Raw genomic sequence first — 21535 nt, 5'->3', positions numbered from 1 at the left:
CGTGCTTTCGGTTCAGGTGTGCGTGTTGATGGTCGCCGCCTGCCGGCGGCGGTCAGCGCAGGGCGTCAGCCCGCGTCGACCTGGTCCTGGATCTCGGCCAGCACGTCCTTGGCGGACTTGTCGCCGTCGAGCTGACCGAAGAGTGCCTTGAACGCGGAGTCCGTGGCGGCCCAGTCCGGGTTGGTCGTGGGGTAGAACTGCGCGTCCGGCAGCACCTCGAGGAACGGCGCGAGCGCCTCCTCGCCTGAGAGCGCCTCCGAGCCGGACACCGTGGTGGGCAGGAAGCCCTCGGCCTGGACCCAGGGGACGTAGACGTCGGCGGTGTAGAAGTAGTCGAAGAAGGCGGTGATCGCCTCCTGCTTGTCGCCGTCGTTCTGGAACGCCATGAGGTGGTCGGCCACGCCCAGCGTGAACGGCTCGCCGTCCTTCGTGGGGATCGGGTGGATCGAGTACTCGAGGTCCGGGTTGTCGGACTCGATCTGGCCCACGCTCGGCGGCAGGCCCACCTGCATACCGATCTTGCCCTGGACGAAGATGTCGAACAGCGGGCTGCGGTCAGTCGCACCGGCGTCGGCCTGCGTGGCACCTTCGTCGATCATCGTCTTGATGTACTCGGCGCCCGCGAGGTTCTCCGGGGTGTCGATGGTGATCGCCTCGGAGTCACCGAAGGATCCGCCGCCGCCCCAGAGCCACACCGCGGCCTCGGCCTGTGCCTCCTCGGAACCGAGCGGCATGCCGTAGCCGGCCACGCCGCCGCCGAGCTCGGAGACCTTCTTGGCCGACTCGAGCAGCTCGTCCCAGGTGGCGGGCACCTCGGCGCCGGCCTCCTCCAGGAGCGCGTCGTTGACGAACAGCGCACGGGCCGACGCGATGAACGGCAGACCGTACGTGGTGCCGTCGACCTGGGCGTTCTCCAGGAACGTCGGCTGGAAGTCGGCGTAGGTCTCGTCCGAGGTGACGTCCTCGACCGGGTAGAGCAGCTCGTCCTCGGCGAAGCCTGCGAACGGGCCGCCGTTGTAGATGTCCGGGGCTTCGCCGCCCTGGATCTTGGTCGCGATGACGGACTCGAGGTTGTCCCACGACTCGACCTGCAGGTTCACCTTGATGTCCGGGTTTGCTTCCTCGAACCCGGCGATCACGTCGTTCCACTGGCCCTGCGTCGCGTCGGAGTAGCTGGGGACGAGCAGATCGAGGGTGGTCGAGCCGCCGTCCGTGCCCTCGTCCGACGTGGTTCCGCCGAACCCGCAGGCCGTCAGGCCGGTCGTCGTGGCGAGCGTGATCGCGAGGATCCCGCCAAGCCTCCTGTACTGGGCCATTGCTACTCCTTGTTCTCGTCGTGCTTGTTCGTGGTGCAGGTCACGTTTTCACTTGGACCATAATCTGTCAAGGGTTCTAACAAACCTGTGACATACGGGTGACAGCGTGTCCCGAGACGGCCTGTGGGGCCAGTCGAGAGGCCACGAAGAAGGGCCGCAGCACAGGGCTGCGGCCCTCCTCGGGTGTGTCCTGGGGCCGCCGGCCCGGTGCGATCAGCAGCTGCAGCCTTCGGGCACGCCCTGCCCGATCCACTCCGGGTAGGCCGCGTAGCGGTCGGTCCCCGGGTAGGTGACCTTCCACCACCCCTTGCGGGACTGAACCACTGTCGAGATCTGCCCGTCGGACGGAATGTCGACACGCCGCACGAACTCGGGCTTCACCTTCTCGCTGAACGGACCGTCGGCGTCGAACGAGATGAGCACCGTGCCCGATCGAACGGTCCGCCACGAGAGGGACTGGTCGTCCGCTACCCGCAGTACGCGGACGGTGGCCGTGATCCGTGCCGGCCGGCCGTCCACCGCGTCCCGAGGGCGGATCGAGCCGTCGACCTTGCTCCACCGCTTGAACGACAGGCTCGAGCCCTTGTCCACGTCGATCTTGTGATGGTTCACCTGGCCGTCGGCGCGCTGCACGTCCGCGGACACTTCGATCCCCGCCCAGTAGTACCCGGGGGAGATGGTCCCGGGAAGGTAGACATGATCCCGTTCCTCCCTGTCGGAGTTCACGCGGACCGGGAACCGGCGGACGAAGGTGCTTCCCACCTTCCGGAGGGTGACCTGGACCTCCACCGACTGCAGCCGGCCGCCCTTCGCGTCCAGGTCGATGCTGTACCCGAATGCGACGTCCTGGAGATCCAGGGGGATGTTCGGGTCGCCCCTGATGATGTCTCCCGAGGCGAACAGGCGGGCGGTGAGTGTGGTGCCGTCGCCCCTGTCCGTACCGACGATCGGGAGTGCCTGTGCCGCCGGGGCGGCGACCAGGCCGCCGGCGAGGAGCGTCGTGGCGGCGGCGAGTGCCACCAGACCACGGCGAAAGACGGACGTGCGGGACGTGCTGTGCAAAGACATCGCATGGCTCCTGTCTGCTCGAAGATGCCCGCCCCGACGCGAGCACGTCGCTCGCCGTCGGGCCGTACACCAACATGTACGGACGCGTGTCACGGAAGGTTGGGGTGAGCACGAAGGAGGGCCGCAGCCCACGGCTGCGACCCTCCTCTTGGCACGGCTCGGGGCCGACGGCGGAGCTCGCCGCCGGCCCGGTGCGATCAGCAGCCGCAGCCGCCGGGTACGCCCTGCGCGATCCACGCCACGGAGTCGGCGAAGCGGGAAGTCCCCGGATAGGTGACCTTCCACCAGCCCTTGCGGGACTCGACAACCGTTGAGATCCGTGTGTCGGACCCGATCGTCAGGTCCCGCACGAAGACTGCCTTCTTCTCCCCGTACGGGCCGTCGGCGTCGAACGAGAGGATCGCGGCGCCCGAGCGAAGCCGCAGCCACGACATCGAGCCATCGTCGGCGATCCGCATCACTCGCGTGGTGGCGTTGATCCGGGCGGGACGGCCGTCGGTCTCCTGCGTCGAGATGGTCCCCTGGGTCCAGGTGTTGCGCCGGAACTGCACACGCTTGGCTTCGTCCACGTCGATGAGGTGCCGCACCCTGGTCCCGTCGGGCTTGCGCACCACCGTGAAGATCTCGACGCCTGCACGGTACGTGCCCGGTTCGATGGTCCCGCTGAAGAGGATCTTCCCCCGGCTCAGCATGCCAGTGGTGCTGCGCTTCATCACGATCGTGCGCTTGCGCACCGGCTCACGGTCGATCTTCTGGAGCGTGACCACGGCCTCCGCGCCCAGCAGCGTCCCACCGGACGCCTTCAGTGCGACGGAGTACCTGAAAGTGGCAGAAGCGGGGTTGAGCTCCGGCTCCGCCACGCTGCCGTCGATAGTGCCACCCTCCGCGTACATCGACGTGGTGACCGTCGTGCCCTGGCGCTCATGGACATCAACGACCGGCAGAGCAGCCTGCGCCGCCGGAGCGACGACCAGGCCGGCGGCCAGCAGTGTCGTAGCGGTGGCCACCGCGACGAGGCCGCGGCGAAAGAGGGAAGTGCGAGACGTGCTGGGCAGAGACATCGTGGTTCCCCGTCTGTTCGACGGAGCCTGTCCCGGTGGGCGCACACCGCGCGTCGTCAGGCTCCACCACCAAGTACGGACGGGAGAACCGAAACGATGTGGGTGAAGACCAACGTTCGAGCGTGAAGACGAAGGAGGGCCGCAGCCAACGGCTGCGGCCCTCCCCCGGCGCACCTAGGGCCGACGACGAGACCCGCCGCCGGCCCCGTGTGATCAGCAGCCGCACCCGTCGGGCATGCCCTGTCCGATCCACGCGCGGCTGTCCGCAAAGCGGGAAGTACCGGGGTAGGTGACCTTCCAGTACCCCTTGCGGGACTCCACGACCGTCGAGATCTTGCCGTCGGACCCGATCTTCAGGTCGCGCACGAACACGGGCCTGCTGGCCCCGTACGGGCCGTCGGCGTCGAACGACAGGATCGCGGCGCCCGAGCGGATCCGCAGCAACGAGAGGGAACCGTCGTCGTCGATCCGCAGCACACGCGCGGTGGCGTTGATCCGCGCGGGACGGCCGTCGGTCGCCTGCGACGAGACGGTCCCGTAGACCTCGGTCACGAGCCGGAACTGCACACGTTGCGCCTCGTTCACATCGATGAGGTGCCGAACCCGGGTCCCGTCCGCCTTGCGCACCACGGTGAACACCTCGACACCCACCCGGTACGTCCCCGGGTCGATGGTCCCGGGGAAGTTGATGGTGCCCCGGCTGAGCATGCCGGTGCTGGTGCGCTTCATCTCGATCGTGCGCTTGCGCACCCGCTCACGGTCGATCTTCTGGAGCGTCACCTCGACCTCCGCCCCCAGCATCGTTCCGCCGGACGCCTTCAGCGCCACGGTGTACCCGAACCTGGCGGGGTAGAGCCTCTGCCCGTCCACGTCGGCGAAGATCGTGGAACCCGAGGCGAACATCGACGTGGTGACCGTCGTGCCCTGGGACGTGTGCGAGTCGACGACCGGCAGAGCAGCCTGCGCCGCCGGAGCGACGACGAGGCCGGCGGCCAGCAGTGTGGTGGCGGTGGCCACGGCCACCAGACCGCGGCGGAAGGTGGACGTGCTGGGCAGAGACATCGCGGTTTCCCGTCTGTTCGATGGAGCCTGTCCCGGTGGGCGCACACCGCGCGCCGTCAGGCTCCACCACCAAGTACGGGCGGGAGGACCGGAACGTTGTGGGTGAAGACCAACGGCCGAGCGTGAAGATGAAGGAGGGCCGCAGCTCACGGCTACGGCCCTCCTCGGGTGTGGCTCGGATCGGACGGCGGAGCCCGCCGCCGACCCTGTGCGGATCAGCAGCCGCAGAGCTCAGGTACCCAGCCAGTGGAGGCGGCGAAGCGGGAAGTCCCCGGGTAGGTGACCTTCCAGTACCCCTCGCGGGTCTCGACGACCGTCGAGATCCGGCCGTCGGACCCGATCGTCAGGTCCCGCACGAAGACGGCCCTCTTGTCGCCCCACGGGCCGTCGGCGTCGTACGAGAGGATCGCGGCGCCCGAACGGATCCGCAGCCACGAGATGGAACCGTCGTCCGCAACCCGCAGCACACGGGCGCTGGCGTTGATCCGCGCGGGACGGCCGTCGGTCGCGTCCGACGAGATGGACGCGTCGACCACGGTGGCGCGCTTGAACTGCACCCGCTGGGCCTCGTTCACGTCGATCAGGTGCCGGACCCGGGTCCCATCGGCCTTGCGCACCACGGTGAACACCTCGACGCCGACCCGGTAGGTCCCCGGGGCGATGGTCCCGGTGAAGTTGATGGCACCCCGGCTGGCCATGCCGGTGCTGGTGCGCTTCATCTCGATGGTGCGCTTGCGCACCGGCTCACGGTCGATCTTCTGGAGCGTCACCTCCACCTCGGCCCCCAGCATGGTTCCGCCGGACGCCTTCAGGGCGACCGAGTACCCGAACCTGGCGGGGCGGAGGATCTGCTCGTCCACGTCGCCCCAGATCGTGGAGCCCGAGGCGAACATCGACGTGGTGACCGTCGTGCCCTGGCGCTCGTGGACATCGACAACCGGTAGAGCGGCCTGCGCCGCCGGGGCGACGACCAGACCGCCGGCGAGGAGCGTCGTTGCGGTGGCTACAGCCACCAGACCACGGCGAAAGAGCGAAGTGCGGGACGTGCTGGGCAGAGACATCGTGGTTTCCTGTCTGTTCGACGGCGCCTGTCCCGGTGGGCGCACATCGCTCGCCGTCAGGCTCTACCAACGACTACGGACGGGAGGACCGGAACGTTGAGGGTGAAGAAACGAGCCCGGACGCACGAGAGCGCCTGGCCGGTCGGGACCGGACAGGCGCTCTCATGCGTCTACGCTGCTCAGCGCTCGGTGGCGCCGATCATCGGCAGGCCGAACGACAGCCCGACGGCGAGAATGCCGCCCACGAACACGAACGGCGACGACGCCGCGTCACCGATCGAGCCGAAGGCCATCAGCGCGAACCCGCCCAGGAACAGGGCGAAGCACACGATAAAGCGAACCAGCAGGGCCGCCGTGGGTTCCTGCTTCTGCCTGCGGGCCACCTCGAAATCGCTCATGGGGCAAATCTACCGTCCTATCGGCTCGTGCTGACGGTCAGCTCTCCGGCCGCCCCGTTGACCGTGACGGTCAGCGTGGCCGCACCCGCGCGCAGGGCGGTCAGCTCGTGCGTGTCCGGGTCGAGCGCGAGCACCGTGCCGCGCGGGCACTCCCGCAGGGCCGCACGCCCGCTCTCGCCGGTGGTGCACACGCCCTCGCCGCCCCAGCTCGACGAGACCGGCCACGCGACCGGCACCTCCCGCGTCCCGTCCTGCACGACGACGGCGGCCACCGCCGCGGACTCGCCCACCTCGAGCGACTCCGGCCCGGAGACCGTGATCCCCTCGGCACGCGTGTTGACCTCCCAGGTCAGCCACGGGCCCCGGGGCCGGCCGCCCTGCGTGGGTCCGGACACCGGGCCCGACGCCGGACGGACGCCGAGCATGGACCAGCCGGTGAAGCCGCCGTCGGCCGGGGTGCTCGCCGGGCCCTTGCCCGAGTTGCCGTTGACCAGGTACGGGACGCCGTCCTGCGTGCTTGCGTGGAACACGCCCACGTGCGCGTTCACCGACGCTATCGACTTGCCGGACGTCTCCCGGAAGTCCTCGTACCAGCCGCGCAGCGTGTCCGCCTCGAGGCGGTCGGTGAGCTGGCTGGCCTTGGTCGGCAGCGGGTCGTCGAGCGGGTGGTGCGCGAACACCAGGACGCCGGTGACCGAGCTGTCGGTGGCGGCGTCATCGAGCGCGTTGCGCAGCAGCTGGACCTGCGCGAAGTCGGCGCCCAGGCGGCCCGCCGACGAGTCGAGCATGATGAGCCGCGTGGTGCCGCCCGCCCGGCCCGGCGTCGGGACGTCGAGGACCCGGGTCCGCTCGCCGAACTCCTCCTCGAAGTTGGTGATCGAGCCGCCCATGACCTCGTGGTTGCCCGGCACGTAGTACCAGGGGAAGTCCGCACCCTCGAGCTCCTCGGTGAGGATGCGCCGGGCGAGGTCGAAGTCCTCCGGGGCGGCCTCGTCCACCAGGTCGCCGTTGATGACCAGCAGGTCCGGGTCGTCGGCGACGATCTCGCGGAGCGCGTCGCGAGCGCCGGCCACCGCGCCGGACTCGGGGTCGCGTGCCACGAACTGCGCGTCCGACATGACTGCCACGCGTAGGGGCGCGGTATCCGTGGCGCCGTCGGCGACCACGATCCTGTCCTCCACCCGTGGGGCCTCGGGCGCGTCCACCGCGGGCGGCACCTGCGCCGCGATGCCGGAGATGGTCAGGGCGCCCGTGTACTGCTGGCCGGCCGTGGTCTCCAGGGCGCGGACGCGCTGCAGCTTCAGGGGGAACGCGACGCCGTCGGGCACCGGGAAGGTGACCTGCCGCCAGCCGGTCCAGGTGACCTCCGGGCCGTCGAGCTGCGTCACGACACCGTCGCCCTGCCGGACCTGGAGACGCAGCCAGGCGCCGTTGCCGTCGCCGTCCACCCACATCGTCACCGCGCGCGGCGAACCGGGCAGCTCGCGGCCGCCGGACGCGGCCTCGGGCAGCACGGCGTACTGGCCCCGTGTGGCCGTGGACTGCGTGAAGTCGTAGGTCACGCGCAGGCCGGCCGCGCCGTCGTGCCCCTCCGCGGGAGCCACCGAGCCGCCCGGGGCGCGGTCGTGCGCGGACGTCCAGAAAGCGGCGTCGGCGAAGTCCGCGACCACGTCCTCCTCCAGGCTGACCGTCACGGCGACCTCGGTCGTCAGGTCCTGGCCGCCAGGGCCCGGTACCGACAGCTCGAAGGTCGTGCCGCCGACCTCCGCGAGCGCGCGGACCTCGAAGGATCCGTCGGCGGCGGGGACGAGCTCGGCGACGCCGTCGCCTCCCGTCACGGTGACGTCCCGCGCCTCGATCGGCGCGGAGAACCCCTGCGCGTCGTAGCCGGTGAGGACGAGCGGCGCGGTCGCCTCGGCGTCCTCCAGCCCGACGACGGGCGTGTCCACGCCGGTCCGGACCAGCTTGCCCAGCACCTCGACCTCGGTGGACCCGTCGGCGAGGCCCCAGCGACTCAGGGACGCGGCGGTGACGACCGTGCTGCCGGGATTCCGGCCGGTCACCACGCCGTCGCGCACCGACGCGACCGACTCGTCGCGGGTCCGCCACGAGGACGGCTCGGTCGCGACGGGGCCCATGGCGTCGTCATACCCCTTGCCGACCAGGGTGCGGTGCAGGCCGGGGAAGACACGGTCCGCGTCGTCGGCCGGGACCGTGGTGCGCACGTCGAAGGCCGCGACGCGGCCCGAGCCGGCCGGCACGTACAGGCCGAGGCCGTTCGCGTCGGAGCGCTCGTAGCCGTCGGACGGGCTGTTCAGGATCGTGTTGCCGGCGTCCCCGGGCAGCCGGGCGACCATCTCGGAGGAGCCGCCGCCGTCGAGGTTGATCGCGTCGTCGGCGCCGAGCTGGGCCATGAGCTCGCCCAGGTCGTAGAGGTTCATGCCGGTGCTGTGGGTCTGGCGGCCGTCGACGACCACGAAGTACGCCCGGGTGCCCGACTCGTCGAAGCCGACCGCGGTGCGCGGGTGCCGCAGCTCGACATGGTCGCCGGTCGCGGACGTGACCTCGCCGTCCTCCAGCAGCGGGTCCTCCGGCCCGCCGCCGATGGCGACGGCCACCTCGCCCGCGTCCTCGCGCAGGCCGTAGGCCAGGTCGACGTGGTCGCCGGGGCGCAGGGCGGCCAGCGCGTCGGCCGCGGCGCCGGGCCGGGCCACGACCGCGCGCGTCCCGTCGGCCAGCTGCCCGCCGGTGGGCTGCCCGACGGCGGCCACGGTGCCGTCGGCGGAGACCGTCACCTCGACGCCCTGCTCGCCGGCCGCAAGGGGGCGCGTGCGCGTGAAGGTGCCCCAGCCGGCGTCGTACACGGCGACGCCGGCCTGGGGCAGGGCGGTGACGTTCAGGCCGCTGATCGGGACCTCGGTCTCGACCGGCTCGACCCCCGAGCCGCCCGTCGAGGCCCAGCTCACCGAACCCTCGAGGAAGACCTGCGCGAGGCGCCCGACGCCGTCGGACCCGAACGCGACCGAGCGTTCGCGGCCGGGGGACGCCGACTTGATCAGCGTGCCGTCGTCGATGCTCGCGCCGAGCGCGGCGCCCGAGTTGTTGATGTCGAAGTAGTCGCCGTTCACCGCGGCGATCGCACCGCGGGCGGCGGCCATCTCGGAGACGGTGGCGTTCCCCGCGATGTGGTCCGGGCCGATGTAGCCGACCTGTGCCTTTCCCTTCTGGACGCGTCCGTTCGCCCCCACCGGGCCAAGATCCGCGACCAGCACCTCGCCGCTCAGCCAGCCGTCCTCGCTCATCCGGGCGAACCGGGTGAGCTCCAGGCCCGGCGCGATGCGCTGCTCCTCGCGGCGGGTGACTATGGCGTCGCCGTCGTCATCGAGGGGGAGATGGGTGACATCTTCGGAAATTTCCACGGCCTCGCCGGACCGCAGCGGAGCGCTCGCGAACGGCGTCGGCGCGGTCAGCGCGGCACCGCTGCGGGGGACGTCCTCCGGCTCGGGGGACGGCGCCGCGAAGGCTCCGTTCGCCGGGGCCACCAGGAGAGCGGCGGTAATTCCGCAGGTCAGCGCATTGGTCAAGGTTCTTCCCGGCTTAGCAGGTGACCCTGCGGAGACAACTCGACGCATGCTCAGTCCTTCGGGGGGCTCGGGGGCAGCGTTCTTCGGCAGCGTTGCGCGGCGAGGTTATGACCCGGCAACCGGAGTGTGAATAGCGCCGTAACCGCAACGTTGTTCACCGAGAGCGAAACATGGGCGAGTACAGGTGACACTACGATGCGTTCGTGGCAAACACGTCCCCCGCCTTCGACCAGCGTCCTGCCCGTGTGCGCACGGACTGGGGCATCTCCGGCGCACTAGCCCTCACCGCCACCGATGCGCGCTCGTCGCTCGTGGTCGTCGTGGACGTCCTCTCCTTCTCGACCACGGTCACCGTCGCCTGCGAACAGGGCGCCGGCGTGTACCCGTTCCCGTATCACGATCCCGCCGGCGCCGCCCGGCTCGCGCGCACCATGCGCGCCGCCCTCGCCGGCCCGCGGTGGGAGGACGGCATCAGCATCTCGCCCGCGTCGCTGCAGGACCTCGACGCCGAGCGCCTCGTGATCCCGTCGCCCAGCGCCGCCCAGATCTGCCACACCATCGCGAACCGCGGCGCCCTGATCGTCGCGGGCAGCCTGCGCAACGCGAAGGCCGTGGCCGGCCTCGCCGCCGCGCACCTGGACGCGTCCGACCGGCACGACGTCGTGCTCGTCCCCGTTGGCGAGCGGTGGCCTGACGACACGTTGCGCCCTGCGCTCGAGGACTACCTCGCCGTCGGCGCCATCGCCGCGCGGCTCACCGCGATGCTGCCTGCCATCAGCATCTCCCCCGAGACCGCTGCGACCGTCACCCTGTGGAAGGGCACCAAGGACATCGTCGACTCGGTCGGCGGCACGGCGAGCGGCCGGGAGCTGCTCGACTCCGGGTTCGCCGACGACGTCACGATCTCCACGGAGGTCGACGCCACCGACGTCGTGCCGGTGCTGATGGACGGCGCGTTCGTGCCGCTCGGGCATCGCGTCTCAGCGGCCCGCGGCCGCAGGAACGTCTCAGCCGCCGTCCGCTGACCCCACCAGGTGTCGAGCGAGGGCCGCCACGATCTGGACGTCACCCTCCAGCCACTGGACGTCGTCCAGCTCGGCCGCCGTCAGCCAGCGCAGCTCGTCGTGGTCCTCCAGCGGTTCGGGCGTGCCGTACTGCAGCCGCGCGAACCAGACCCGCATCCGGTGCTTGGTCGTGATGGGCCACGCTCCGCCGTCGGGCCCCGGGAGCTCGGCGCCGACGGCGATCCGCACGCCCAGCTCCTCGCCGAGCTCACGATGCAGCGCGTCGAGCTGCTCCTCGCCCGGCTCCACCTTGCCGCCCGGGAACTCCCAGCGGCCGGCGAGCGCCTCCGGCGCCGAACGGCGGGCGGCGAGCAGCCGGGTGGGGTGGTCCAGGTCGTCCACGATCGCGGCGGCGACCACGTTGATGAGGGTCTCCTGCATGCCGAGCAGTCTCCCACCGGACAGAAGACGACGACGGCGCCACTGGGGATGGCACCGCCGTCGTCAGGGAACTGCGTGTCAGGCGACGATCTCGAACTCGCTCGCCTTGGCGATCGCCTCTGCACGCGAGGACACGCCGAGCTTGCGGTACACGCTGCGTACCTGCGTCTTCACCGTGTTGCGGGTGACGTACAGGCGTCGAGCGATCTGCTCGAGTGTGGCGTCCTCGGTGAGGTTCGCCAGGATCACCCGCTCACGACGAGTGAGGCTGGGCAGACGGTGGTCAAGGGTCATCGCGGTCATGGTCGTTTTCCTCCACACAGCGGCCGGTTCTGGGGTTCCGACCTACGGTTGCTGCTACGAGGTAGAGCGGTCCGCATGGAGTTCATGACGCAGTTCTGACGCAGATTTTGGACTGTTACCGATCCGAGACCGAACTGGCCCTTCGGATACGTATTAGGTGGCCAGGAGGCATTTTCGCCCGCTCGTTCCCGGGGTCCGGAACGGTCAGCTCCCGGTGTGCTGGGCGTACTCCGCGGCGGTGAGCAGCTCACCCGTGCCGGAAACCTCGACCTTGAAGAGCCAGCCCTTGCCGTACGGGTCCTGGTTGACGACCTCCGGGTTGTCCACGGCCTCGGTGTTCACCTCGGTGACGGTGCCGCTGACCGGTGAGTACAGCTCGGACACGGACTTGGTGGACTCGATCTCGCCCACCACGGAGCCTGCCTCGATGGTGGCGCCCACCTCGGGCAGCTCCAGGTAGACGACGTCGCCGAGCGCTTCGGCAGCGACGTCGGTCACGCCGATGACGGCGGGCGTTGACCCGTCCAGCCACTCGTGCTCGGTTGTGTACTTGAGGTTCTCGGGGAAGTCGGCCATGACAGCTCCTTGCGGTTCCGGGAGTGAGAGGGGTTCAGTTCTGGGGACGACGGTAGAACGGCATGGGCACGACCACGAACGGTTCGGCCCGCCCGCGGACGTCGACCGCGAGCTCGGTGCCCTCGGCCGACACCTCGGGCGTCACGTACGCCATCGCGATCGGGTAGCCGAGCGTGGGCGACGGCGCACCGGACGTCACGCGCCCGACCGGTGCCCCGGGCTCGGCACCGGCGCCGCGCAGCACGACCTCGTAGTCCGCGCGCGCCGGGCGCCGGCCCTCGCCGCGCAACCCCACGAGCACGCGCGCGGGCGCAGACTCCTTGCGTGCGGCCAGGGCGTCCCGGCCGACGAAGGGGACCGGCGTGCCGTCGTCCGACACCTTGTCGAGACGCACCACGCGACCCATCCCCGCCTCGAAGGGCGTGGTCGTGGTGTCGAGCTCGTGGCCGTAGAGCGGCATGCCTGCCTCGAGCCGCAGCGAGTCGCGGGCCGAGAGGCCGGCCGGGACCAGCCCGAGGGGCTCGCCCGCCCCGAGCAGGGCGCGCCAGAGCGCCACGGCCCGGTCGGCGGGGACCCAGAGCTCGAACCCGTCCTCGCCGGTGTAGCCGGTGCGACCCACGAGCAGCGGCTCGCCCTGGAACCGCATGCCCATGCAGGCGTAGTACTTGAGGTCGGCGAACGCGGTGCCGCCCGAGATCTCGGCGTCCTCCACGAGACCCGCGGTGGCGAGCATGATCTCGACGGCCCGCGGACCCTGCACCGCGATCAGCGCCTGACCCGGCTGGACGTCCTTGAGCACCACGTCGAACCCGGCGGTGCGCTCCTGCAGCTTGCCCAGCACGAGCTCGGCGTTGGCCGCGTTCGCGATGACGGAGTACTCGCCGGGGGCGTGGTGGTAGACGATCAGGTCGTCCAGCACGCTGCCGTCCTCGGCGCAGATCATCGAGTAGCGCGCGCCCATCTCGCGGACCTTCGAGATGTAGCCGACTAGGGCGTGGTCGAGGAACGCCGCGGCGTCGGGCCCCGTCACGTTGATGTTGCCCATGTGCGACAGGTCGAACAGGCCGGCGGCCTCGCGCACGGCCCGGTGCTCGGCCAGGTCGGACGTGTAGCGCAGCGGCATCAGCCAGCCGCCGAACGGCGTCATCGAGGCGCCGAGCGCCACGTGCTCGTCGTACAGCGGGGTCTTGCGGTCCTCACCCATGGATCAATCCTCTCGTCAGCGACGGGTCAGACGTACGGCTCACCTGGGTGATCCGTGGGCCTGACAACCCCGGCATGGTCGGACAGCTCACTCGGCGTAGGCCTCGACCGGCGGGCACGAGCAGACCAGGTTGCGGTCGCCCTTGGCGCCGTCGATGCGGCGCACCGGCGGCCAGTACTTGTTCCCGCGCAGCGACGCGACGGGGAACGCGGCCAGCTCGCGCGAGTACGGCTTGTCCCACTCGTCCGTCATGACCGACGCCGCGGTGTGCGGCGCACCGCGCAGCGGCGAGTCCTCGGCGGTCCAACGGCCGGCCGCGACGGCGTCGATCTCGCCGCGGATGGCGATCATCGCGTCGACGAACCGGTCGAGCTCCGCGAGGTCCTCCGACTCCGTGGGCTCCACCATGAGCGTGCCCGGCACCGGGAACGCGAGCGTGGGGGCGTGGAAGCCGTAGTCCATGAGGCGCTTGGAGACGTCCTCCGCGGTCACGCCGGTCTCGGCGGTGATCTTGCGCAGGTCGAGGATGCACTCGTGCGCCACCAGGCCGTTCGGACCCGTGTAGAGCACGGGGAAGTGCGGGTCGAGCCGGCTCGCCACGTAGTTGGCGGTGAGGACGGCGGCCTTGGTCGCCTCGGTCAGCCCGTCCGGTCCCATCAGGGCCACGTAGGCGTACGAGATCGGCAGGATGCCGGCGGAGCCGTAGCGCGTCGAGGCCACGGGGATGCCCGCCGCCCCGGCCTCGCCGGCCCCGACGCCCGGCGTCGGGTCGCTGGGGAGGAACGGCACGAGGTGCTCGGCCACCGCGACCGGGCCCACGCCGGGGCCACCGCCGCCGTGCGGGATGCAGAACGTCTTGTGCAGGTTCAGGTGCGAGACGTCGCCGCCGAACTCGCCCGGCCGGGCCAGGCCGACCAGCGCGTTGAGGTTGGCGCCGTCGATGTACACCTGGCCGCCGGCCTCGTGCACCAGGTCGCAGACCTCGCGCACGTGCTCCTCGTACACGCCGTGCGTGGACGGGTAGGTGATCATGATGCCCGCCACCTGCGGACCGTACTGGTCGAGCTTGGCGCGCAGGTCGTCGAGCAGGATCTCGCCGTCGTCCGCCGTGGACACCACCACGACGCGCAGGCCCGCGAGCGCCGCCGAGGCCGCGTTGGTGCCGTGCGCGGACGCCGGGATGAGCACGATGTCGCGGTGCTCCTCGCCGCGCGACGCGTGGTAGCCCTTGATCGCGAGCAGGCCGGCGAACTCGCCCTGGCTGCCCGCGTTGGGCTGCACGGAGACGGCGGCGTAGCCGGTGATCTCGGCGAGCTGGCTCTCCAGCGCGGTGACGAGCTCGGTGTAGCCCTGGGTCTGGTCGACCGGGGCGTACGGGTGGATGTCCGCGAAGCCGGGCCAGGAGATGGCCTCCATCTCGGCGGTGGCGTTGAGCTTCATGGTGCAGGAGCCCAGCGGGATCATGGTGCGGTCCAGGGCCAGGTCCTTGTCCGAGAGCTTGCGCAGATAGCGGAGCATGCTGGTCTCGGAGCGGTGGCTGTGGAAGATGGGGTGCTGGAGGTACTGCGTTGTTCGCATGAGCTCGGCGGGGATCGCTGGGGTTGCGTCCGCGGAGAAGTCGGCGAACGCTCGTGCGGGAGCGTTCACGGGCGCCAGGGCGCCCTCCACTTCGGGAAGGATTACTCCCGCGCGAGCATTCGCCGACTTCTCCGCTCCCTGCACCGAGTTGGCTTCTGCGGTGGGGGTCGGCTCCAGACCCAGGGTGGTCAGGAGGGCGGTGGCGACCGTTGCGATATCGGCCGACGTCGTGGTCTCGTCGGTGGTGATCTGGATGTGGTCGGCGTCGGGGACGAAGAGGTTGTAGCCCGCCTCTGCGGCCGCCGTCCGAAGCTGCTCGGCCTTGCCCGGGACGACCGCGCGGACCGTGTCGAAGAAGGCGTTGTGCTCGATCTCGACACCGGCCGCGGTGAGGGCCGCTGCCAGGGTGGCGGCGTGGGTGTGGACCCTTGTTGCGATCGCCTTGAGGCCTTCCGGGCCGTGGTAGACCGCGTACATGCTGGCCACGATGGCTAGCAGGGCCTGAGCGGTGCAGATGTTGCTCGTGGCCTTCTCGCGGCGGATGTGCTGCTCGCGGGTGGCCAGGGCGAGGCGGTAGCCGGCGGCGCCGTCGACGTCGATCGAGACGCCGACCAGACGGCCGGGGAGCTGACGCTCGAGGCCCTTCTTGACCGCCATGTAGGCGGCGTGCGGGCCGCCGTAGAACAGCGGGACGCCGAACCGCTGCGCGGAGCCAACCGAGATGTCGGCGCCGAGCTCGCCGGGGCTGGCCAGGAGCGTCAGGGCGAGCAGGTCCGTGGCGACGGTGACGAGCGCGCCGGCGGCCTTGGCCTCGGCGACCACGCCGCGCGCGTCGAGCACGCGGCCCGATGCGCCCGCCTGCTGGACCACGAGGCCGACCAGCTGGCCGGCGGGCAGCGCACCGCCGTCGGACACCGCTGCTGCGAGGCCTGCCTGCAGGCCCTCGGCGAGGTCAGCGACGACGACCGGGAGGCCGATCGCCTCGGCGCGGCCCTTCGCCACGGCAAGCGACTGCCCGAACAGGTCGGCGTCCAGGACGACGTATCCCTCTTTGGCCCTCGACGCACGCCACATCAGGGCGACGGCCTCGGCGACGGCGCTCGCCTCGTCCAGCAGGGAGGCGTTCGCGATCTCGAGGCCCGTGAGGTCCTCGACCGCGGTCTGGAAGTTGAGGAGCGCTTCGAGCCGGCCCTGGCTGATCTCCGGCTGGTACGGCGTGTAGGCGGTGTACCAGGCGGGCGACTCGAGCACGTTGCGGCGGATGACGGCGGGCGTGTGCGTGCCGTAGAAGCCCTGGCCAATCATCTGGGTCTTGACCTGGTTCTTGCCCGCGAGCCCACGAAGGTGAGCAAGCACCTCGGGCTCCGTGCGGGCGGCCGGAAGATTCAGCGGTGTCTGCGTCCGAATCGCCTTGGGGACGGCCCGGTCGACGAGGGTGTCCATCGTGTCGATGCCGAGCTGGTCCAGCATGGTGCGGACCTCGCGGCCGCGCGGGCCGAGATGCCGGTCGGCAAAGACGTCGGGGTTGTGGGGCGTGCTCACGGCGGGCTCCTGGCTGTCCGAGGGCGTGGGGACGACTGCGGTCCCTCCCCGATCTGTCATCGGACACCCTGCCCGCTCGCGGACGCGCGTCTACCTGAGAGTTTTGCCGGTCCGTCGTGTTCCCTCCCGAAAATCGGGGAGGAGGGCGGGACGCGCCGGCTTGCACCGTCGGTGGAGCCTCCGCACCCGGTTGCCCGACAGCGGCGGCTCGCTTTCCAGAGTTGCCTCACCGTGGCGGTACGGGGGCCTGAGAGATTCCCGGGGAGGAAATTGCTCCTTCGGCGCCGGCTCCCACGTCGTCTGTACGACGACGGTGTGGGCCGGACTCTCCCGCCGCGGTTCTGGCGGCACGGCCCCGGTGGTCGAGCTGCTCGAGCCCGGGACCATTGAAGATCTTCAGTTATGCGCACATCGTACGGCGTGTTTCAGAAGTCGTGTGGCTTGTGAGACACCGCCCTTCTCGGGCGTCCAGGGTTCAGGCCGCGGGTGCGGCCTGAGGGCTGGTTCCCACGTCGTCCAGTCCCTTACCACCACGGCCAGGAGGGCCGGGGTGGGCGGGGGTGTCCTGTCGGTGGGCGTTGGTGACGGGGCCGGCTGCTTGACGGTCCCCGACCCGGGCAGCACCACGCCCCGCACCGTCTGTGACGGTAGGGGTGTGGTTCTCGGCCCAGGCAGCGAGATTGACGGCGGCATTCAGATCCCGATCCATCACATGCCCACACTCACGGCACTCGAAGGTGCGGTCCTTGAGGGCAAGGTCCTTGCGCAGGCTGCCGCACGCGGAGCAGGTCTTGGACGACGGGAACCAACGGTCCGCCACGACGACTTGCCCGCCGCGCCAGGCCTGCTTATAGGTGATCTGCCGGGCCAGCTCACCCCACGCCGCGTCCGAGATGGCGCGGGAGAGCTTGCGGTTGGATCTCATGCCGGTGATGTTCAGGTCTTCCAGGACCAGCCGGGCGTGGTTCTTGACCAGCTGATTAGACACCTGATGCAGCACATGTCGGCGACGGTTACGGATCCGGGCATGCTGCCGCCCCAGACGCACGACAGCCTTCTGACGGTTCTTCGATCCCTTCTTCTTCCGAGACACTGCCCGGGACAGGCGGCGCAGGCGCGGCAGCCCACGCCGGAGGGCTCGCTGGTTGTCGACCCGCAGGACCTCGCTGCCGTCCGACGAACCGGCGACGGCCAGGACACGCAATCCACGATCTACACCCACCCAGCCGGAGTTGAGCTGGGCGTTAGGTTGCTCGCTGCTGACCTCGACGGACAGGGGTGCCTGCCGTGCTGCCGAATGCCCGTGTGCGGGGTGCAGATCGGCGGCTTCAACAGTGATGGAGATCCACCACCGGGCTGCACCCCGGGACACCGTCACGGACAGGATCCGGGCCCGGCCGGTGGCGATCATCCTGCGTAGCCGCCGGGTGTCCTCCCGGACCCGCAGGATGCCGATCTTTGGCAGGCTCACCGAGCGGGGACGGTCACCATCACCGATACGAATATCCGGCCGGCGCTTGGTGGTCTTGTTCCGGATCCGGAAGGACCCACCGGTCGGACTCTTCTTCTTGAAGCGCGGGAACCCAACCCGAGACCCCTTCCGAGCACCAGTCCAGGAGTCGTTGCACGCTTTCAGCCCTCGGCCGAGGTCCACCGCGGCTTCCTCGAACACCTGCGCGACGACCTGGTCCCGCCATGCAAGACCCGTCACCTCCACCCGTGTCTTCCTGTCGATACCGACCAGGAACCGGCGCCCTGCGGCCTCCGACCGCTTCCACGCGTTGAACGCCTTGATCAAGTCGAAACCCGTCCACGGCACCCTCGGCGCACCATCGTCACCGTCAATGGCGTTGGTCCGGGCGCGGGGCTCGTCGCCGTCGGCCACAACCCCTGACGGCTCGCCCTGGGCCCGGCGGACGGCGGCGCGTGCGTCCTTGTGCAGGCGCAGGGCTTGGTTGAACGCGAACCTTGCCGCGCCCACGTGCCGGGACAGCACACGCTCCTGCTCGACCGACAGGTCGAGACAGAACCGGAACGACGTGTGCCTGGGCATGCATGTCATCCTGCCACCGACCACTGACAAGTGCCTGCTCAAGATGCCTCATCGGGCAATTAATGTGCACACCTGTTCCATCACTCGGTCGGACTGGTCGACTCTTACTACCCGGCCTCGGTCGCGCGCGGCACCCGCCTTGCCGAGAGCAAGATTCCTGGCGGCGCCGTCGCGCACCTGGCCTCCCTCGGCTACCCGCCGCGGCGCGGGGTGGACGACGTCACCGCATGCCTGGAGACACCACCAGAGGCGAGCGGTCCAGGCTCGCCGCCCGCGGCACCATCTCGTCGTCCCACTGCACCAGGAACTCCGGCGGGACGGTGAGCTGTGCGGCGGCCTCGGCCGAGGGCTCCGCTCCGTTTAGGCCCAACACCGCGGCGCGGATGCGGGAGTTCGGCGGCGACGAGCGGTACACCGAGCCCGCAGCCCAGTGACATTCCCCAGTAGCCGACCGGCCGCTGGCCACCGCCGTGTTCCATCAGGATCCTGGGTCCACAGCACGCCGGGGATCTCACCGAAGGCGAAGGGGAGGGTGAAGAGCTGACGCCGTCGAGCGACCTCTGGGAGGTGAAGCGCATGTGCGTTTCAAGCCTTTCGGGATGCCTTGTGCGGGCGCTCGCCCTAGCTCATACGAGCTAGCCCCTACGAGGGAGGGAGCCCCGACCTGTCACAGCCTTGATCGGACTCACCTCCTCGGTTCGCAGCAAGCTTGGCGACGCCGAAGTTACCACGAGCGTTCCTGAACGAGGACCTCCTTCGCCGGAACCCCTCAAGACCGCGTGCTGTGCACCACGACCTTCGTCACCAACGTCAGTCGCTCCAGCGTGCGGACCAGCGACAGCGCCCGGCGCTCGCCCGCGCGGAACCGGAGCTGCACCGAGCTCGAGCTGCCCCGCCTAGTCGACACGGCGTCGACGGTGACGCCCCGGGTGGAGAACACGCTGGTCAGGGTCGCGACGACGCCCACCTCGTCGGCGCCGCGCACCTCGACATCGACCTCCCAAGTCCGAACCTCGGCATCCGCTGCCGGCGGGATGGCGGCGGCCATGCCGACCACAGGGTCGTCCCCCGCCGGGGCAATGCCGAGGCTGTCGAGCATGCCGTCGATCATGCGTCCGGAGGCGGCGAGCGCGGCGGCCTCGTCGGCGGCCAGCGGGTCGAGGACCACGCGGCTCCAGCCCTCCGGGCCCAGGATCACCGGGACGCCGAGCACCCGGCCTGGGCTGGTGGCCCCACCGATCTGCACCTCGTCCGCGAGGGCGACCTGGCCGGCGACCACGATCTCGCGGCCGTCCAGCAGCGTGGCGATCATGTCGACCGTCGCGGCCGCCGTGCCGGTGGCTGTCTTGGCGCCGCTCTGATGGGTCATGACCGGCCGGGCGACGACGCGAACATCGGGCGGCCACGTGTCGACCAGGGCGAACGCCTCTGCGACGTTCCGAGCCGCCACCGCGTCGAGGCGCACCCTGGCCTCGGCCAGCTCGTCCGAGTACATGTCGAGCGTGCGGCCACGGCGCAGGCGTTCGACGGCGGCCTGCCGCTCGGTCACGTCGAGCCCCGCGATCCGCACGGACGACCACAGCGGGACCGCCCGCTCCCCGTGCTGGCCCGCGACGAAGCCGGACACGCGCGCCCGACGAACCCCGAGCGAGAGCGCGATCTCCCGCTGGAAGCGCAGGGTGTCGAGCCAGGCGCCCATGCCGATCACGCGGTGCCTGCCGAGCGCGTTCGCGAAGACCCCCACGCCGACCTCGACCGGGTTGGACACGACGATCACCACCTCGCGGCCCGACCCGTGCTTGCGCAGCGCCTCCGCGTGCTGCTCGAAGAGCTGCGTGTTCGCGACCGCCAGCTTTCTGCGGTCGGTGTCGGAACCGACCTTGGCGAGGGCAGTGCGGCCTGCTGCGACCACCACGATGTCGGCCACCACCTCGGTCGGCCGCAACGCGACGTCGATCAGTGGCGCGCGCTCGTCGAAGGCGTCCATCAAGTCGGTCCGGAGGCCGTGCACCGCGCTGGCGCTGCTCCCGTCCGGCCGGCCCACGAGCTGGAGGCGCGACGTAGGGGAGAGCACCCCGTGTGCGATGAGCTGGGTACAGATCTGACGACCCACGTCGCCGGTGGCCCCGATCACTGCGACATCCATGCCCATGACCCTACGTGGGCGCTGCCGCGCAGGATCGCCAGGTACGCCTGCGGCGGCTACCCCAGGTCGATCTCCCGCGCCGCCGCGACCATCTCGTCCACGACCGCCCGCACGATCGGGCCGGGCTCGTGCCGGTTCCGGCGGTGCCGCGCCACGAGCCGCCGCGACCCGAGTCCGGCCAGCGCCACCACCGCCACGCCGTCGGGCATCTCCTGCTGCAGGGCGAGGGCCGGCAGCATCGCGATGCCCTGACCTGCGGCGACGAGCGAGATCGCGGTGTCGAAGTCGTTGTAGGCGTGGCGGGTCTCGAGGGTCGTGCCGAGCTGCGCGGCGAGGCGGCGGACGGCACGCTCGGCCGCCGAGTCGACCTGCGGGCCCACCCAGGTGAGCGCCGCGAGGTCGTCGAGGCGCTCGGGCTGGGGCAGGCTCGTCGGGACCACAATGCGCCACGGCTCGTCGAGCAGCGGGACGTCGTGCGCGCCACGCGGCGCAGGCGCGTCAACGTCGACGTCGCGCTCCAGCACCACCGCGTCCAGGTCACCGGCGCGCAGACGCCGGACGGACTCGGCGGGCTCGTACTCCTGGACGTCGACCTCGATGTGCGGGTGGCGCTCGGCGAGCGTGACGAGCACCGGCGCGACAACCGCACGGATGGCGGTCTGGATGGAGCCGATCGAGACCCGGCCGGTGAGCTCGCCGCCCAGAGCCGCAACGGCCTGGCGCGCCTGGACCAGCTCCGCCTCGATGCGCTCGGCGGCTTCGGCAAGGACCCGGCCGGCGGGCGTGAGGGTCACGCCGCGGGGTCCCCGGTCCAGCACGTCGACACCCTCCTCCGCCTCCAGCCGAGAGATCTGCTGCGAGACGGCGGACGGCGTGATGTGCAGCAGATCCGCCGCGGCAAGAACTCCCCCAGCACGATGCACGGCAAGAAGGAATGCGAGTCTCCGCGGGTCAGTGGCCATGTAGCGATGCTACATCCGGGAGTCACAAACATTCGATTGTGCTGAACGCAGATCTCCCTCATGATTGATCTTGGCAGCACCCCGGACCCATCCCCCTCCGGACCGACTGCCACACCCCGCATGGATTCCGGCGCTCGGTCTCCGCTACATCCTCGAATCGTTTCGAGTATCTATCT

General features: G+C 70.5%; 17 protein-coding genes and 1 riboswitch. Of the genes, 1 reads left to right on the top strand and 16 read right to left on the bottom strand.

Annotated elements, in window-relative coordinates:
- Nucleotides 1-65 precede the first annotated feature (65 nt).
- From C8K30_RS10555 to C8K30_RS10525, 7 genes are all read right to left on the bottom strand, one after another.
- The gene (locus C8K30_RS10555) at nucleotides 66-1316 is read right to left on the bottom strand and encodes an extracellular solute-binding protein (protein WP_108492851.1); all 1251 of its coding nucleotides are present in this window, start codon (nucleotides 1314-1316) and stop codon (nucleotides 66-68) included.
- Between the two features lie 213 nt (nucleotides 1317-1529).
- Nucleotides 1530-2384 (bottom strand): hypothetical protein, encoded by an 855-nt coding sequence (locus C8K30_RS10550; RefSeq protein WP_146197417.1) that lies wholly within the window; start codon nucleotides 2382-2384, stop codon nucleotides 1530-1532.
- A gap of 197 nt (nucleotides 2385-2581) precedes the next feature.
- On the bottom strand, nucleotides 2582-3445 hold the full coding sequence (locus C8K30_RS10545; protein ID WP_146197416.1) for a hypothetical protein: 864 nt from the start codon (nucleotides 3443-3445) through the stop codon (nucleotides 2582-2584).
- Between the two features lie 213 nt (nucleotides 3446-3658).
- Complete coding sequence (locus C8K30_RS10540; RefSeq protein WP_108492848.1) at nucleotides 3659-4507, bottom strand: hypothetical protein; 849 nt, start codon at nucleotides 4505-4507, stop codon at nucleotides 3659-3661.
- Between the two features lie 215 nt (nucleotides 4508-4722).
- A complete protein-coding gene (locus C8K30_RS30675) occupies nucleotides 4723-5568 on the bottom strand; it encodes a hypothetical protein (protein WP_158280978.1) in 846 nt (281 codons plus the stop codon).
- Nucleotides 5569-5747: 179 nt separating this feature from the next.
- Nucleotides 5748-5966 (bottom strand): hypothetical protein, encoded by a 219-nt coding sequence (locus C8K30_RS10530; RefSeq protein WP_108492847.1) that lies wholly within the window; start codon nucleotides 5964-5966, stop codon nucleotides 5748-5750.
- A 17-nt stretch (nucleotides 5967-5983) separates the two neighbouring features.
- On the bottom strand, nucleotides 5984-9550 hold the full coding sequence (locus tag C8K30_RS10525; RefSeq protein WP_233257102.1) for a phosphodiester glycosidase family protein: 3567 nt from the start codon (nucleotides 9548-9550) through the stop codon (nucleotides 5984-5986).
- A 203-nt stretch (nucleotides 9551-9753) separates the two neighbouring features.
- Here C8K30_RS10525 and C8K30_RS10520 point away from each other — a divergent pair, with 203 nt between their 5' ends.
- Nucleotides 9754-10575 (top strand): 2-phosphosulfolactate phosphatase, encoded by an 822-nt coding sequence (locus C8K30_RS10520; protein WP_108492845.1) that lies wholly within the window; start codon nucleotides 9754-9756, stop codon nucleotides 10573-10575.
- On the opposite strand, the gene C8K30_RS10515 is transcribed toward C8K30_RS10520, so the two are convergent.
- The 9 genes from C8K30_RS10515 to C8K30_RS10470 form a co-directional block, all read right to left on the bottom strand.
- The gene (locus tag C8K30_RS10515) at nucleotides 10558-10995 is read right to left on the bottom strand and encodes a (deoxy)nucleoside triphosphate pyrophosphohydrolase (protein ID WP_108492844.1); all 438 of its coding nucleotides are present in this window, start codon (nucleotides 10993-10995) and stop codon (nucleotides 10558-10560) included. The two genes, C8K30_RS10520 and C8K30_RS10515, sit on opposite strands and share 18 nt — an antisense overlap.
- Before the next feature lie 78 nt (nucleotides 10996-11073).
- Nucleotides 11074-11298: a helix-turn-helix transcriptional regulator gene (locus tag C8K30_RS10510; protein ID WP_108492843.1), complete on the bottom strand. Its 225-nt coding sequence runs from the start codon at nucleotides 11296-11298 to the stop codon at nucleotides 11074-11076.
- A gap of 204 nt (nucleotides 11299-11502) precedes the next feature.
- A complete protein-coding gene (gene gcvH / locus C8K30_RS10505) occupies nucleotides 11503-11874 on the bottom strand; it encodes a glycine cleavage system protein GcvH (RefSeq protein ID WP_108492842.1) in 372 nt (123 codons plus the stop codon).
- Nucleotides 11875-11908: 34 nt separating this feature from the next.
- On the bottom strand, nucleotides 11909-13078 hold the full coding sequence (gene gcvT, locus C8K30_RS10500; protein ID WP_108492841.1) for a glycine cleavage system aminomethyltransferase GcvT: 1170 nt from the start codon (nucleotides 13076-13078) through the stop codon (nucleotides 11909-11911).
- A gap of 87 nt (nucleotides 13079-13165) precedes the next feature.
- The gene (gene gcvPB / locus C8K30_RS10495) at nucleotides 13166-16258 is read right to left on the bottom strand and encodes an aminomethyl-transferring glycine dehydrogenase subunit GcvPB (RefSeq protein WP_108492840.1); all 3093 of its coding nucleotides are present in this window, start codon (nucleotides 16256-16258) and stop codon (nucleotides 13166-13168) included.
- Between the two features lie 165 nt (nucleotides 16259-16423).
- Nucleotides 16424-16541, bottom strand: a riboswitch (glycine riboswitch).
- Between the two features lie 132 nt (nucleotides 16542-16673).
- Nucleotides 16674-18293: an RNA-guided endonuclease TnpB family protein gene (locus C8K30_RS10490; RefSeq protein ID WP_146197415.1), complete on the bottom strand. Its 1620-nt coding sequence runs from the start codon at nucleotides 18291-18293 to the stop codon at nucleotides 16674-16676.
- A 178-nt stretch (nucleotides 18294-18471) separates the two neighbouring features.
- Nucleotides 18472-18624: a hypothetical protein gene (locus C8K30_RS30945; RefSeq protein WP_199230433.1), complete on the bottom strand. Its 153-nt coding sequence runs from the start codon at nucleotides 18622-18624 to the stop codon at nucleotides 18472-18474.
- A gap of 396 nt (nucleotides 18625-19020) precedes the next feature.
- The gene (locus C8K30_RS10475) at nucleotides 19021-20397 is read right to left on the bottom strand and encodes a lactate dehydrogenase (protein WP_108493060.1); all 1377 of its coding nucleotides are present in this window, start codon (nucleotides 20395-20397) and stop codon (nucleotides 19021-19023) included.
- A 56-nt stretch (nucleotides 20398-20453) separates the two neighbouring features.
- Nucleotides 20454-21359 (bottom strand): LysR family transcriptional regulator, encoded by a 906-nt coding sequence (locus C8K30_RS10470; protein ID WP_108492838.1) that lies wholly within the window; start codon nucleotides 21357-21359, stop codon nucleotides 20454-20456.
- Between the last annotated feature and the right edge of the window lie 176 nt (nucleotides 21360-21535).

The sequence above is a fragment of the Promicromonospora sp. AC04 genome, from assembly GCF_003058225.1.
GTDB lineage: Bacteria > Actinomycetota > Actinomycetes > Actinomycetales > Cellulomonadaceae > Promicromonospora.
The sequence above is the reverse complement of the archived record's forward strand: the minus strand, read 5'-3'. Positions and strand labels throughout refer to the sequence as shown.